A 14487-nucleotide genomic window follows, 5' to 3' on the forward strand; every position below is an offset into this window, starting at 1 on the left:
ATCGAGATGGCAATTTCTGTACAGATCGTTCAGCTTTAATGGAAGGTCAGGCGGCGAGCATCAGGTCCATGTTCTGGACGGCGGCGCCAGAGGCGCCCTTGCCGAGATTGTCCAGCAGGGCGACCAGATTGACATGGTCGCCGCCCGGCGTGCCGAAGACGAAGAGCTTCATCGTATCCTGGCCGGCGAGCTCTACTGCATTGACGCGCGGCAACCTGGCGCTGTCGGTGAGCGGCATCACGGTGACGATCTCCTGGCCCGCATAATGGGCCGCGAGAGCGGCATGGATGCCCTCGATGGTCGCACCCTTCTCGAGGTCGGAAAGGAAGAGCGGCACCTGCACGATCATGCCCTGCGGGAACTTGCCGACCGAAGGCGAGAAGAGCGGCGCGCGCTCCAGCCTGCCATGAACGGTCATTTCAGGCACGTGCTTGTGCTTGAGGGTGAGCCCGTAGAGGAAGTGCGGGGCATCGATATGGTCGGGGTGATCGGCCTGCTCCATCTGCGCGATCAGCTGCTTGCCGCCACCCGTGTAGCCCGATACCGCATTGACGGTGACGGGATAGGCGGCGGGCAGCAGGCCGGCATCCCGCAGCGGCCGGATGAGGCCGATGGCCCCGGTCGGATAGCAGCCGGGATTGGCGACGAAACGCGCGTCGCGGATCTTCGCGGCCTGCGCCCGGTCCATCTCGGCAAAGCCGTAGGCCCAGTCCGGATGGATGCGATAGGCGGTGGAGGTGTCGATGATCCTGACCTTGTTGTTGCCGGAGAGCATGGCGACAGCCTCCTTCGAGGCGTCGTCCGGCAGGCAAAGGATGGCGATGTCGGCGCTGTTCAGCAGATCCTCCCGCATGGCCGCATTGCGGCGTTCCGCCTCCGGAATGGACAGGAGCGTGACATCGCGGCGGCCGGCCATGCGGGTGCGGATCTGCAAGCCCGTTGTGCCGTGTTCGCCATCGATGAAGATTTTCGCGCTCATGTCTTTGTCCGTCTTTTCAGGAGGTTGGAAAGGGCAGCGGAATCATTTTGTCCGCTGCCTGATTCAATCTTTCAACGGGCCCTCGCCAGGCGTTCGGCCCTGAGCCCGAGCATATACATCGCGACCGTCGCTCCCGCAATGGCGGTGATGTCGGCATGATCATAGGCGGGCGCAACCTCGACGATGTCGGAGCCCCGGATATCGAGCGCGCCGAGCTTGCGCAGGACGGACAGCATCCGCGCGGAGGAGGGGCCACCCGCAACCGGCGTTCCCGTGCCCGGCGCATAGGCCGGATCGAGGCAATCGATGTCGAAGGTCAGGTAGCAGGGCCGGTCACCCACATGGGCAAGGATAGCATCGGCAATCGCCTGTGCGCTCATGTCCTCCACCGCGTAACCGGGAATGATGCGGATGCCGAAATCGTCAGGCGCTTCCGTCCGGATGCCGATCTGGATGGAATGGGCCGGATCGATGACGCCCTCGCGGACAGCGCGGCAGACGAAGGAGCCGTGGTCGATGCGTTTTCCGTCATCGTCCCAGGTGTCCTGATGGGCGTCGAAGTGGACGAGAGCCAGAGGCCCGTGCTTGGCCGCGTGGGCCTTCAGGAGCGGCCAGGTGACGAAGTGATCGCCGCCGAGCGAAAACAGATAGGCGCCCGCTGCGATGATCTTCGATGCTTCCTTCTCGATCAGGCCGGGCGTCTTCTGATGGTTGCCATAATCCAGCAGCACGTCCCCGTAATCGATGACGGCCATGGCCTCGAAGAGATCGCGGGCGAAGGGATATTGCGGGTCGTTGTCGAAGATGGCCGAGGCGCGGCGGATTGCCTGCGGCCCGAAGCGGGCGCCGGGCCGGTTCGAGACGGCGGCATCGAAGGGAATGCCGAGCACGACCGCATCCACGTCCTTCAGTTGCTTGGAAAACTTTCGCCGCATGAAGGAGAGCGCACCTGCATAGGTCGGGTCGGTCGCGCCCCCGCGGATGGACCGGGCGGTAAAGGCATTGTCGATGGATTTGGACGGCATGGGTCAGATCTCGCTCATGTCAAAGGAATAGGCGCGCTCGATCCTGCCGATGCGCATCTCGAAATGGGAATACCAGCGCTCGCGCCCCAGCCGCTGTGCGGTCACGTGCTCCATGACCGCCTTCCAGGCCCGGATGCTTTCAAGGTCGCGCCAGTAGGAATTGGTGATGCCGAAGCCATCCGCGCCGCGGGTGCTTTCGACGCCCAGAAAGCCCGGTTGCTCCGCTGCCAGCTCCACCATGCGCTGCGCCATGGCGGAATAGCCATGGTCGCCGTCGCGGCGGGCAGAGGAAAAGGCGACGATGTAATAGGGCGGTTCGGGCAGGGTTGCGAACGGGTTTTCAACGGTATCGGACATGATTGGGTCTCCTCGCGGACCGCATGCAAGCAGATTCCCGCGCCCTTTTGAATTCAAATTCCGCCTTGCGCCGCCCGGAACGCGGTTCGGTTGACGAAAGCGGCCCGGTATTCCGCCAGCGCCTGTCTTTGGCGGTAGACGAAGTAGGAGATCGGATGCAGGGCGCGGGGCAGCTCCTTGCGTCGCCCCGCATCGTCGGTGACGCTTGGGGCGGTGGTGACCAGAACCGGTGGCCGGTCGAAGGCAAGCCCGCTGCTTCTCCGGTGACAGAGATCGCGGATGTAGAAATCGATGGGCGCGTGGACCGGAAAGGCATGTGCCAGAAAGGCTTCCGCGCCCGCCCTCGACCACAGCATGCCCGTCGCGGTCATCGGGAAATAGTGGGACGCGGAGAGGGTGAACGTCCCCATGGCGGAGGGAATGGCTGCAATCGGTGTCCACACCCGCTTGACGCCCCGGCTGAGATTGACGACGTCCCAGCGGCCCGGCCATGCCTTGAGGAAATCCACGGAAGCCCGCATGAGATCGGCAAAACCGGCGTCCAGTCTCAGATCGTCTTCGAAAAGCAGAAGAAACGGCTTGTCCGTCTGAAGAAAGGTACAGAGCGCCTGCGCATGGCTGAGAAAGCACGCGACTTCGCCGGATGACATGGAGCGGGCCATTCTTCGATGGGTCAGCCGCTCGTCATATTCGGGAAAGGAGGCCGCCGGCCTGTGGCGGCCGTCCACCGCCGAAAGCCGCGTATAGGCGATGCCCTCTCTGTCCAGAAAGGCCGAAGAGCTGGTCAGCCGGTCGCTGCAGTCGTCGAGATTGATGAGAAGGACGAGAAGGTCCTCGTGTAGTGCCATTGTCGATCAAAATCCTGCGGGCTTCCCTGTCCTCACATTATCGGCAAGGGCAGGGGGCAACAGGACCGCTTTTGGGCGGAATGTAGTATTCCACAACTACTGTTCGCTGCGCTGTCTCTTTTGCCCCCGTTCCGGAACAAGGTCACGACTTGCCGGCGGTGAAGCCGCCGTCGACCATCAGATGCGCGCCGGTGATGAAGCTGGCCTCCGTGCTCATGAGGAAGAGGGCGGCACTTGCCACTTCTTCCGGACGGCCGAGGCGCCCAAGGGGATGAAGGGAAACCAGCGCCTTCATCATGTCGTCGTCGACCGCAGACAGAAGAGGCGTGTCGATATAGCCGGGGCCGATGGCATTCACCCGCACGCCGTGCGGTGCGGCTTCCAGCGAAAGCGTGCGGGTAAGGTTGACCACGCCACCCTTTGCGGCGGAATAGGCCGCCGTCATCGACTGGCCGAAGACACCGAGGATGGAGGCGCAATTGACGATGCTGCCGCTGCCCTGCCCGTACATGACCTTGAGCGAGGCGCGGGCTACCCGGAAGACGCCATTGAGATTGATGTCGATGATCCGGAGAAAATCCTCGTCCGCATAATCGGTGGCGGGGCTCATGCCGCCGATGCCGGCATTGTTGAAGACGCCGTCAAGGCGTCCGAAATGCTGAAGCGCCGTCCCGATCATGGCATCCACATCCGCCGACGAGGAAACGTCCACGGCGACGAAACGGCATTTGCCGGGATGGAGCGTGTCGAGATGGGCGGCTCTTTCGGCGCCTTCGGACGTGGCGAGATCGGCCATGATGACGCTTGCGCCGTCTTCCAGGGCGCGCTTGACCGTGGCAAGGCCGATGCCGCTGGCCCCGCCGGTAACGAGAATGACCTGTCCTTGCATGCGCATGTCCTAAACTCCGCTTTGGCTTGGCTGTTCTGCCCCTGAGGCAGGTGCAAACTGCGGGTTGCAGCGGCGCAATTCCTTGCGCTAGGTCAAGTGGCGCGAGATTTCATCGGCATGTCATGCGGACAGACCCGAAACGCAAAACGGCCGCCCGAAGGCGGCCGTTCCGAAATCGAAGGACAAGCCAGCGATTAACGCTTGGAGAACTGGAAGGACCGGCGGGCCTTTGCCTTGCCGTACTTCTTGCGCTCGACCACGCGGCTGTCGCGGGTCAGGAAGCCGCCCTTCTTCAGGACCGAGCGCAGGCCCGGTTCGAAGTAGGTCAGCGCCTTGGAGATGCCGTGACGAACGGCACCGGCCTGGCCGGAAAGACCGCCGCCTGCAACCGTGGCAACGATGTCGAACTGGCCGTCACGGGCAGCAGCGACGATCGGCTGGCGCAGGATCATCTGCAGAACCGGACGGGCGAAGTAGGCGTTGAATTCCTTGCCGTTGACGGTGATCTTGCCGGAGCCCGGCTTGACCCAGACGCGGGCTACGGCGTTCTTGCGCTTGCCGGTCGCGTAGGAGCGGCCGAGCGAATCCACCTTGCGAACGTGCGCGGGAGCTGCGTCCTGTGCCGGGGCAAGGTCCTTCAGGGAAGAAAGATCGGCCATGATCAGGCGCTCCTTGTGTTCTTGCTGTTCAGCTTGGCGACGTCGAGAGCGACGGGCTGCTGTGCTTCATGCGGATGGTTCGAGCCGGCGTATACGCGCAGGTTCTTCATCTGGCGACGGCCGAGCGGGCCACGCGGGATCATGCGTTCGACGGCCTTCTCGATGACGCGCTCCGGGAAGCGGCCTTCGATGATCTGGCGAGCCGTACGCTCCTTGATGCCGCCCGGGTAACCGGTGTGCCAGTAGTACTTCTTGTCGGAATACTTGTTTCCGGTGAAGGCTACCTTCTCGGCATTGATGACGATGACGTTGTCGCCATCATCGACGTGAGGGGTGTAGGTTGCCTTGTGCTTGCCGCGCAGGCGCATGGCGATGAGGCTGGCGAGGCGACCAACAACGAGGCCTTCGGCGTCGATGATGACCCACTTCTTCTCCACCTCGGCGGGCTTCTGAACGAAGGTAGACATGAGTTTGAACTCTTTCTCGAGATCCCCGAATTCAGTCCGTGGACGAAAGGGGGCGTTTCTTGTTGCTTGGCGGTGAATATCACCGAGGCGGCTTATACGCGGCTCGGCGATCGGGGTCAAGAATGCCTCTTTCGGGACCTGTAAAAATAATTTAATGAAAACAATAGCTTGATAGTGTGGTAAAATATTACCACAAGAATTTCAGCGCGGCGGAATGGAGTAGGTGGAGACGGCATGGGCCACCGGCTCCTCCGCATCCGTCTGGAACAGCGTCGCCTCCACCACCGCCAGCCTCTTGCCGAGCTTCAGGATCCGCGCCCGGCAGGTGATCCGCGCCGGTTCGGGCTTGCGCAGGAAGTTGATGTTGAGATTGGTCGTGACCGCCAGGGCCACCGGACCGATATGGGCGAGGATCGCCACATAGCAGGCGACATCCGCCAGGGTGAACATCGCTGGACCCGACACCGTGCCGCCCGGTCTCAGATGCCGGTCGGAAGGAGCCAGCACCATGTCGATTTCCCCCGGACGGACCGCGGTGACCTCGAAAACCCGCCCATCGGTATGGATCTGCGGAAAATCGGTCTCCAGGAAGGCCTCGATCTCTTCTATGCTCATCACCGGCTGCATGGTTTTCCCCTGAAATCGGAAGGACTTGCCGTCTGCTGCTGGCGGCATGCCCCTCTTTTGTGGCATGGAAGATGGCGAAGCAAGCCCGCCGAAAGGAGAACGCCATGGCCGATATCGTTTCGCTTTCCAGGGAAGGGGGCGCGCCGGAGACGCCGCTCGGCGTCTGCCTGACCGATGGCGTCCTGCGCCTGACGCTCAACAATCCGCCGGCCAACGTGCTGTCGGTGGCACTGCTCGAAAGGCTGCACCAGGAACTCGATGCCGCAGCCGATAGCCGTGAGGTCAGGGTTCTGATCATCGCGGCGCATGGCAAGCTCTTTTCCGCAGGCCACGACCTGAAGGAAATGACGGCCCGCCGAAGCGACGGGGATCGGGGCAGGGCCTTTTTCGAGAAGACCATGCGTCTCTGCGCGGATCTCATGCTGAAGATCCAGAAACTGCCGAAGCCGGTCATTGCAGAGGTGGATGGACTGGCGACCGCCGCCGGCTGTCAGCTTGTCGCAAGCTGCGATCTCGCGATCTGCACGGATACCTCCGCCTTCTGCACGCCGGGGGTCAATATCGGCCTGTTCTGCTCCACGCCGATGGTGGCGCTCTCGCGCGCCGCCCACCGCAAGCAGGCGATGGAGATGCTCCTGACCGGCGAGACCATCGATGCCTCGACCGCGAAGGAATTCGGGATCGTCAACCGGATCGTGCCGAAGCAGTACCTCACCCAGGTGGTGAACAAATACGCCTCCGTGATAGCCTCCAAGTCGCCGTTGACGCTGAAGATCGGCAAGGAAGCGTTCTATGCGCAGGCCGACCTGTCGACGGACGAGGCCTATGACTACACCATCCGGGTGATGGTGGAGAACATGCTGGCCCGCGATGCCGAGGAAGGCATCGGCGCCTTCCTCGACAAGCGGCATGCCGTGTGGACGGGGGAGTGACTAGCTCCCGCGGATGAATGGCTCCAGAATGCGGGCGACGGCCTTTGCCCGTTCCACCGCCACCATATGCGTCTCTCCCGGCAGCAGGCAGAGCCTTGCTCCGGGAATGGCGGTGGCAGCCTCTTCCATCGCACCGGCGAAATACTGGTCCGCGCCGCCGCCGATGATCAGAACCGGCAGGTCCAGCGCTTCGAGACGCACGGGGGTCGGATCGACGGCCGCCAGGAGATAGGCGGTGATCGCTTCCGGATCGCCCATGGTGCCTGCGATACGCCCTCTCTCGGCACGAAAGCGGAGGCGTATCAGCCAGTTCCACCAGGGCCGGCGGAAGATGTCGGTATAATCCATCAGCACGCGGGCGAGCTCGCCCTGCCTCACCCAGGCCGCCTGCTGGCGGAGCCGGGACTGTCCCGCTTCAGAAAAGCGATGCGCGCTGGAAAGCAGGACGAGCCGCGCGACTGTTTCCCGATGCCGCTCGGCCAGCCGCAGGGCCACCATGCCGCCAAAGGATATGCCGATCACCGTGACAGGCTCTTCAGCGAGCGTCCTGACGAGATCGTTCACCGAGTCCGCCAGGAGCGCAAGGTCGAGCTTCCCGGCGGGTTTCGGGTCATACTGCACGAGGATGAAAGCCTGGCCGGACGGAAGCAGTCCGGCGATGCGGCGGGCATCGCGGACCATGCGTGCCGGCGTCAGCTTGCGCATGAAGCCCTGTCCTCCGTTGAGGATAACCAGCGGCTTGCCCCTGCCGCCCGCGCGGGCATAGGGAATGCGTCCGGCGTGAAGGCCGGTTTCGATATCGGTCATGTCGTGCTCCTGCCTTCGCCGCTTGCGCTGCCGAAGGTCGCTGATCGAAGGGAAGGGGTTCAGGCGATGCGCTTCAGCGCCTCGGCCACGATGTGGGGAAGTGGCTGTTCCACCCGGCGATAGACCCGCCCGTCCGGCGTGCGCCGCATCAGGCCGGTGCTGCAGAGCTCGCGGCGCAGGATCGCGTGATCGCCGAAGGCGTTGAGGGCCTTGAGCCTGTCGCTGATATCCCGCTCCGTGAGGTCCTGCCGTGCCGGTAGGCGGGTCCAGAGCACCCAGAGAGCGTGGACCTGATCGGTCCGGCGCGATGGCCATCGCAGGAGGCGGCCCGCCTCGTCGAAGCAGCGAACCAGCCGATCGACCTGTTCCTGATGATGGCGGCTTTCGGCAATCGTTTCCGCCGGCTCGAGGCCGGCATCGGCCCTCGCTTCGTCGGGAGCTGCTGGCGTCTCGGCGCCTGCCCTGAACTCCTGGAAATTCCGGTGCCCGATGGCGCGGGCCAGCATGTTGAGCATTTCGAGATGGGTTGGCGCGCCGGTGCGCTCCATCAGCTGCTTGCGCAGCGCCTTGGCGAGGGCAGACATGTCATCTGCATGAAAGGCTAAAAGTGTACGAGACATCACACAATCCTTGTGGTGCCTTGCATTCCTTGCGGAATTTCCGGTGATCGCCCTTCCGAACTGGCACGGATCGTGAGTCGGATCGAAATGTGCTCTGGCAGGTTTAGCGTGCCCTCTCGGGCGGCGATGCCTCGGTGAACTGCGGACCGTGGCGGCTTATGTGCTCCCGCCGCGCCCGCTTGTCAATGTGGTTTCGCCTCAGCCCAGTTTCAGGATGAGCCCGCCAAGGGCGATGATCGCCCCGGCCACATATCGCCAGACGCTTGCCTTCTCCTTCAGGATGACGACGGATATCACCAGGGCGAACAGGATGGAGGTTTCGCGCAAGGCGGCGACTGCGGCAACGGGCGCTTTCGTCATCGCCCAGAGCGCAAGCCCGTATGAGGCGATCGATCCCGCGCCGCCAAACCAGCCGCGCCACCATTCACGCCGGACATAGGCGACAACAGTGGCCGCCCCCCGGCTGTAGAAAGCCCAGCCGAAGAGAAGCACCGGCGGCAGAAGCGACATCCAGAGCGTATAGGAAATCGCATTTCCTGCCTTGCGCGCCCCGAGCCCGTCCACGAAGGTGTAGGTTGCGATGACAGCTGCGTTCATGAGGGCCAGCACGATGGCCTTGCTTCCGCCACGCCGCGCCTCGAAGGCGAGCGTCAGGATGCCGGCCGAGATGGTGGCAACCCCCAGCATGGCGCCATGTGTCAGGTGCTCCTGAATGACGATACTGCTCGTCAAGGCCACCAGCAGCGGGGCAACACCCCGCATGAGGGGATAGACCAGTCCGATATCCCCGGCGCGATATCCGGCGGCAACCAGCTGGAAATAGGTGAACTGCAGAACCGCGGATGCGGCGACGAAAGGCCAGGCCTCTGGAGCTGGAAGCGGCAGAAAGGGAAGGAACGGCACGGCAGTGAGGCCTGCGCCAGCAGAAATCAGTGCGGCCCCCAACTGCTTGTCGCTGCCCGCCTTGACGATTGCATTCCAGGAAGCGTGAAGAAGCGCCCCCAGCAACACCAGCAGGATCACGTCAACGGGCATTGGTCTGCACCCTCGCTTGCGCGTCCAGTGGACGGGAATCGCCCGGTACAGCGCCTTTGCAACCTATATAGCCGGCTGGCAGTCACTTCGGAACGCCCCGGCTCGCGAAAGCCACGCTTTTGTCGGGACGAAAAAGAATTTCTGAAGATCGGCATACCAAAGAACATTATACTTTATGAAATATTTAACGTCGCCGGAAAGGAATTTCACGCCATCGGTAATATATTGTAATTATTATATAAAACGTATTTGCTGCCCTTCGCTCCGCTCGTCTCCTGCAGAACGCTTGTGCACAAATGTTCTCAAATCAGACAGAATTAAATTAAGAAAACCTAATGTTAATAATACAAAGTGCGACTGCATGAAGAACGGAAATGGATCAATAAGTGAACTGCTAATATTGGTGAAGATATTGTTAAGGGGCAGCAGGCTCTTTGCTGCCCCCTGAAGATGCTGAACTGGCCTAGCGATCGAGCAGCCACGGGATGCGGCGATCTCTTTCGAAGTCCCTCTGCTCGCAGACCTTGACCGGACAACGATCCCGGTCGGCCGTGGGCACGCTTGCAGGCACGGCCGTCTCGTTCGTGTCGCAGAAATAGGAGTTGCGGACGTAGCGGTTGTAGAGCGGAAGGTTTTTGACGCGCGTCGAGTTGTAGCGCAGTGTCACCGCTCCATGGGCGCGGATCACGTCCTGCACGGCTTCGCATGTCATCTTGCGCGGATTGTAACGGGGTTCGGCATTGGCGGCGGAGACGCCCACGGCGAGGAGCCCGGCAACGATCATGAGGCGTTTTATTGAACTCATCGGTGTAATTCCTATGTGAGACAAGTCGGAGGCAACGCGGATGTGCCATTGGCGGTTGCGTTGTTCCTTCCGATCAGGGACAAAATGGAGCAACGTCCGGAACGGAAAAGAGCTGTCACGCAAATGTGTGCGGCACGAAAGGAAAAACCGATGAGCATCGACGGCCACAGCAACGAAACGATCAGGGACATCCTGACCTCCGTCAAGGTGATCGCTCTGGTTGGCGCGTCTCCAAATCCGGAAAGGCCGAGCCACCGGGTCATGCAGTTCCTGCTTTCGCGCGGCTACCGGGTGCTGCCGGTCAATCCGGGCCAGGCCGGCAAGACGCTGCTGGGCCAGACAGTCTATGGCCGGCTGTCCGATATTCCCGAGCCCGTCGACATGGTGGACGTGTTCCGGGCCGCCGATGCGCTTCCCGAGGTTGTGGCCGAGGCAATCGCCCTCGATCCGAAGCCCCGGGTCATCTGGGGTCAGCTCGGCGTCGTCAACGAGATGGCAGCCGATACCGCGCGGGCGGCAGGCCTGCAGGTCGTGATGGACCGTTGCCCCGCCATCGAGATCCCACGCCTCGGTCTCTGAAACCGCTCAATCCCGTGCGAGGTCCGGCCGGCCGGAAAGCAGGCTCAGCGTGGCCGCATTGCCGCAGTAATCGGTGAAGTGGTCGGCTGCGGAATCGGTCTTCAGGTCGTGCTGGCACTGGCCCTTCGAAGCGCAGCCGGCGCACACGCTCTCCATGCCGGCATAAAGCGCCGGATGGTCGAGACGCAGCAGGGCGGGTTCGATGCCGAGCGCGAGCATCATGTCGGGCATTTCCCGTGTCATGTCCTGGGAAGGTCGGTCGCAGGGAAGGGCGTCATTGGCAAGCATGGGCTTCTCCTCGTTGTGCGGAGCGCAGAATGCGGCAGCGCCCGGAACCGCGCCTTGATCCCGATCAATCGCCCTTGCGAGGAATTATCTTCCGGCTGCAGCCGGTATGGGAAGGATAATCATCCGGTGCGGAGAGCGCCACGGGGCGCGGCGTTCCACCTGCTCGCTTATATGAGCCAAGGTATTGTTTTCTCGCAATTTGGGCGGGAAAGCGCTTCTCAGATTTCCGGAACTTGCTCTATGATCCCTCCCGACAAACCCACGAGGAGGATACGATGTCCAGCAACAACCCCGGCTTCAACACACTGGCAGTCCATGCGGGCGCCCAGCCCGATCCGACCACCGGTGCCCGGGCAACGCCGATCTACCAGACCACCGCCTTCGTCTTCAACGATGCCGATCATGCGGCCGCGCTCTTCGGTCTGCAGCAGTTCGGCAACATCTACACCCGCATCATGAACCCGACGCAGGCCGTCCTCGAGGAGCGCGTTGCTGCCCTCGAAGGGGGCACGGCAGCGCTCGCGGTATCGTCGGGCCACGCCGCGCAGCTGATCGTCTTCCACACCCTGATGCAGCCCGGCGACAACTTCGTCGCCGCCAAGCGCCTCTATGGCGGCTCCATCAACCAGTTCGGCAACGCCTTCAAGTCCTTCGGCTGGCAGGTGCGCTGGGCCGATCCCGCCGATCCGGCGTCCTTCGAATCCCAGATCGATGACCGCACGCGCGCCATCTTCATCGAAAGCCTTGCCAATCCGGGCGGCACCTTCGTGGATATCGCTGCCGTTGCCGCCGTTGCCAAGAAACACGGCCTGCCGCTCATCGTCGACAACACGATGGCAAGCCCCTATCTCATCCGCCCGCTGGAACACGGGGCGGATATCGTCGTGCATTCGCTGACGAAGTTCATGGGCGGTCATGGCAACTCCATGGGTGGCGTCATTGTCGATGGCGGCACCTTCGACTGGTCCAAGACCGACAAGTTCCCGATGCTTTCCGCGCCGCGGCCGGAATATGCCGGCATGGTGCTGCACGCCACCTTCGGCAACTTCGCCTTCGCCATCGCCTGCCGCGTGCTCGGCCTGCGCGATTTCGGCCCGGCGATTTCGCCCTTCAACGCGTTCCTGATCCTCACCGGCATCGAGACGCTGCCGCTGCGCATGCAGCGTCACTGCGACAACGCGCTGGCCGTCGCCAAGTGGCTCAAGAGCCACGACAAGGTAGCCTGGGTTTCCTATGCCGGCCTCGATGACGATCCGAACAACGCCCTGCAGAAGAAGTATTCTCCGAAGGGCGCCGGTGCGGTGTTCACCTTCGGCGTGAAGGGCGGCTACGAGGCGGGCAAGAACCTCGTCCAGAACCTCAAGCTGTTCTCGCACCTTGCCAATATCGGCGATACCCGCTCGCTGGTCATCCACCCGGCCTCCACCACGCACCGCCAGCTGACGGAGGCACAGCAGATCGCCGCAGGTGCCGGTCCCGATGTGGTGCGCCTTTCTGTCGGCATCGAGGATGTCTCCGACATCATCGGCGACTTGGAACAGGCCCTGGCTGCCGTCTGAGCCCGGCGGGAGCGGCCCTGGCCGCTCCCCATACCAAGGAATCGCGCATGAGCCATTACCTGAAGTTCGTTCCCGAAGGGGTGGAGCCGGAAAAGGGTGCTCCTTCGGCGGACCGCCTGATCTCTGGCAACCCCGAATTCACCACCTGGAATCTCGAAGAGGCGCCCGGCGGCCTCTATGCCGGCCTTTGGCAATCGACGCCCGGCAAGTGGCGCATCAGCTATGACGAATGGGAGTACTTCCACATCCTGTCGGGTCATTCCATCGTGACGGAAGATGGCGGCGAGGCAGTCACCCTGAAGGCGGGCGACCGCCTGATCCTGAGACCCGGCTTCAAGGGAACCTGGGAAGTGATTGAAACGACTCTAAAGGACTACGTCATCCGCCTGTGAGCCCTGCCTGCGGACGGCCCACGGGGCCATGGCCGCCTTCGCTCCCTGCCTGGCGGGGAACGAAGGCCGCGCACCCTCAGTCCCAGGCGAGGTGCAGGGCCTCCAGGCCGTGGAAGTGGTAGACATCCTTCACCACGGGCGGTCTTGCGATCCTCAGGCCGGGGAGGCGCTTGAACAGAAGCGGCAGCACGACATTCAGTTCCAGCCGCGCGAGCGGCGCTCCGATGCAGAAATGGATGCCGGCGCCGAAGGAGAGATTGGGCGCTTCGCTTCGCTCTGGGCGGAAGACGAGGGGGTCTTCGAACTTTTCCGGATCGAGATTGGCGGCCGCCAGCACGAGGCTGATCACGTCGCCACGCTTGAGGGATACGCCATCCACCTCCGTCTCCTCGAGCGCGTAGCGCTGGAAGATATGCACGGGCGCGCAGATGCGGAGGCTTTCCTCCACCGTGCGCTCTGTCGCCTTTTCGTCCGCAAAGAGCGTCGCCGGATCGATGCCGCTTTCGAGGATGACCCGCACCGAATTGCCGATCTGGTGCACGGTCGCCTCATGTCCCGCGTTCAGCAGGACGATGGTCGTGGAGATCAGCTCCTCTTCGGTCAGGTGCTGGCCCTTGTGCTCCGTGGTGATCATGTGGGTGAGAAGGTCGTCGCGAGGCGAAGCCCGCCGCTCGGCGATGACCGTCCTTACATAGTCCGCGAATTCCTTCGAGGCCTTGTCGGCAGCCAGCTCGTCCTCACGGGTGCGGCCGAACATGTACATCTTGACGTAGTCGTGCGACCAGGCCAGCAGCTGCGGCCCCATCTCTTCCGGAATGCCGATCATCCTTGCGATGATCGTCACCGGAATGATGTCGGCGAAGGCGGACAGCAGCTCCACCTCCTTCTTGTCGGCGAAGCCGTCGATCAGCCGGTTGGCGAGCGCTTCCACCTCGGGCTTCAGTCTCTCGACGTGCCGGGACACGAAGGCGCGGTTCACCATCGTGCGCAGGCGGGTGTGCTCCGGGGGCTCCAGTTCGAGGAGGGACTTCGATTCCGCCAGATCGAAATGCCGCGTGTGTTCCAGCGGCTCCGGCATGCCGAGCTCCTCGCGCGTGGCGATGTGGAGGATCTGCCGGCCGAAGCGACGGTCGCGGAGAAGTGCGTTCACATGATCGTATCCCGTGAAGAACCAGCGCTTCTGCTCCTTCCAGAAAAAGGTGGGGCAGGCCGCGTGAAGGGCGGCATAGGTCCGGTTGGGATCGCTGTAGAAGGCCGGATCTGCGGCGTCGAGCGAGACTTCGCGTGTGGACGGATCGATGGAAAGGAAGGGAAGCTTTGTCATGGCGCTGTCGTAGCGGAATTTGACCAGATGGAAAAGAGGCGGGCAGCCGCCGTCCCTTCAGCTGGCACAAAGGCGTGCCCGGACAGGAATGCAAGCAAATGCCGCGGTGCATATTCACGCGCTTTTTACCTATCGGCCGAAATTTGGGCTGCCGAAGCACGCTGTAACCCGCCATTAATCGGGAATCATGCAAGTAAGGTGCTGGCCGAGGCTGGAGTCGTGCCGTTGCCTTGAGGGCATTGCCCCCGGAACATGGGGTGGCAGGCGTTCGAAAGCGACCGTCTTTCCCTTGCTT

The 14487-nt window shown here is 62.6% G+C and carries 18 protein-coding genes; 4 read left to right on the plus strand and 14 right to left on the minus strand.

Annotation, left to right across the window (positions count from 1 at the left end):
- Nucleotides 1-46: 46 nt before the first annotated feature.
- The 8 genes from argC to GGR23_RS21405 all read right to left on the minus strand — a co-directional run bounded on the left by argC (nt 47) and on the right by GGR23_RS21405 (nt 5851).
- A complete protein-coding gene (gene argC, locus GGR23_RS21370; protein ID WP_183368363.1) occupies nt 47-979 on the minus strand; it encodes an N-acetyl-gamma-glutamyl-phosphate reductase in 933 nt (310 codons plus the stop codon).
- A gap of 71 nt (nt 980-1050) precedes the next feature.
- Entirely contained in the window at nt 1051-2004 is a 954-nt protein-coding gene (speB, locus tag GGR23_RS21375) for an agmatinase (RefSeq protein ID WP_183368364.1), read from the minus strand.
- 3 nt (nt 2005-2007) lie between these two features.
- Nucleotides 2008-2361, minus strand: a complete 354-nt coding sequence (locus GGR23_RS21380) for an antibiotic biosynthesis monooxygenase family protein (protein ID WP_183368365.1) — start codon at nt 2359-2361, stop codon at nt 2008-2010.
- A gap of 53 nt (nt 2362-2414) precedes the next feature.
- Nucleotides 2415-3209, minus strand: coding sequence for a glycosyltransferase family 25 protein (locus GGR23_RS21385; RefSeq protein ID WP_183368366.1), 795 nt, complete (start codon nt 3207-3209; stop codon nt 2415-2417).
- A 142-nt stretch (nt 3210-3351) separates the two neighbouring features.
- Nucleotides 3352-4104, minus strand: a complete 753-nt coding sequence (locus tag GGR23_RS21390) for an SDR family NAD(P)-dependent oxidoreductase (RefSeq protein ID WP_183368367.1) — start codon at nt 4102-4104, stop codon at nt 3352-3354.
- 188 nt (nt 4105-4292) lie between these two features.
- Nucleotides 4293-4757: a 30S ribosomal protein S9 gene (gene rpsI / locus GGR23_RS21395; protein ID WP_183368368.1), complete on the minus strand. Its 465-nt coding sequence runs from the start codon at nt 4755-4757 to the stop codon at nt 4293-4295.
- 2 nt (nt 4758-4759) lie between these two features.
- Nucleotides 4760-5224, minus strand: coding sequence for a 50S ribosomal protein L13 (rplM, locus tag GGR23_RS21400; protein ID WP_183368369.1), 465 nt, complete (start codon nt 5222-5224; stop codon nt 4760-4762).
- Between the two features lie 201 nt (nt 5225-5425).
- Nucleotides 5426-5851 (minus strand): PaaI family thioesterase, encoded by a 426-nt coding sequence (locus tag GGR23_RS21405; protein WP_183368415.1) that lies wholly within the window; start codon nt 5849-5851, stop codon nt 5426-5428.
- Between the two features lie 104 nt (nt 5852-5955).
- Between GGR23_RS21405 and GGR23_RS21410 the strand changes: the two genes are divergently transcribed.
- The gene (locus GGR23_RS21410; RefSeq protein ID WP_183368370.1) at nt 5956-6783 is read left to right on the plus strand and encodes an enoyl-CoA hydratase; all 828 of its coding nucleotides are present in this window, start codon (nt 5956-5958) and stop codon (nt 6781-6783) included.
- On the opposite strand, the gene GGR23_RS21415 is transcribed toward GGR23_RS21410, so the two are convergent.
- The 4 genes from GGR23_RS21415 to GGR23_RS21430 all read right to left on the minus strand — a co-directional run bounded on the left by GGR23_RS21415 (nt 6784) and on the right by GGR23_RS21430 (nt 10050).
- Nucleotides 6784-7590 (minus strand): alpha/beta fold hydrolase, encoded by an 807-nt coding sequence (locus GGR23_RS21415; RefSeq protein ID WP_183368371.1) that lies wholly within the window; start codon nt 7588-7590, stop codon nt 6784-6786. It lies immediately after the preceding gene.
- Nucleotides 7591-7649: 59 nt separating this feature from the next.
- Entirely contained in the window at nt 7650-8210 is a 561-nt protein-coding gene (locus GGR23_RS21420; RefSeq protein WP_183368372.1) for a DUF2087 domain-containing protein, read from the minus strand.
- Between the two features lie 198 nt (nt 8211-8408).
- Complete coding sequence (locus GGR23_RS21425; RefSeq protein WP_183368373.1) at nt 8409-9245, minus strand: EamA family transporter; 837 nt, start codon at nt 9243-9245, stop codon at nt 8409-8411.
- A gap of 463 nt (nt 9246-9708) precedes the next feature.
- Nucleotides 9709-10050, minus strand: coding sequence for a hypothetical protein (locus tag GGR23_RS21430; protein WP_183368374.1), 342 nt, complete (start codon nt 10048-10050; stop codon nt 9709-9711).
- A gap of 150 nt (nt 10051-10200) precedes the next feature.
- Here GGR23_RS21430 and GGR23_RS21435 point away from each other — a divergent pair, with 150 nt between their 5' ends.
- Nucleotides 10201-10629 carry a CoA-binding protein gene (locus GGR23_RS21435; RefSeq protein WP_183368375.1) on the plus strand — a complete coding sequence of 143 codons (429 nt, stop codon included), beginning with the start codon at nt 10201-10203 and terminating at the stop codon, nt 10627-10629.
- 6 nt (nt 10630-10635) lie between these two features.
- Here GGR23_RS21435 and GGR23_RS21440 read toward each other — a convergent pair whose 3' ends face one another.
- Nucleotides 10636-10917: a DUF6455 family protein gene (locus tag GGR23_RS21440; RefSeq protein WP_183368376.1), complete on the minus strand. Its 282-nt coding sequence runs from the start codon at nt 10915-10917 to the stop codon at nt 10636-10638.
- Between the two features lie 275 nt (nt 10918-11192).
- On the opposite strand from GGR23_RS21440, the gene GGR23_RS21445 reads away from it, so the two are divergent.
- A complete protein-coding gene (locus GGR23_RS21445; RefSeq protein ID WP_183368377.1) occupies nt 11193-12476 on the plus strand; it encodes an O-acetylhomoserine aminocarboxypropyltransferase in 1284 nt (427 codons plus the stop codon).
- 47 nt (nt 12477-12523) lie between these two features.
- Entirely contained in the window at nt 12524-12868 is a 345-nt protein-coding gene (locus tag GGR23_RS21450) for a cupin domain-containing protein (RefSeq protein ID WP_183368378.1), read from the plus strand.
- A gap of 76 nt (nt 12869-12944) precedes the next feature.
- Here the strand turns inward: GGR23_RS21450 and GGR23_RS21455 are convergent, their stop codons facing one another.
- Nucleotides 12945-14192, minus strand: coding sequence for a cytochrome P450 (locus GGR23_RS21455; RefSeq protein WP_183368379.1), 1248 nt, complete (start codon nt 14190-14192; stop codon nt 12945-12947).
- Nucleotides 14193-14487: the final 295 nt, after the last annotated feature.

It is taken from the genome of Gellertiella hungarica (genome assembly GCF_014197145.1).
Lineage (GTDB): Bacteria > Pseudomonadota > Alphaproteobacteria > Rhizobiales > Rhizobiaceae > Gellertiella > Gellertiella hungarica.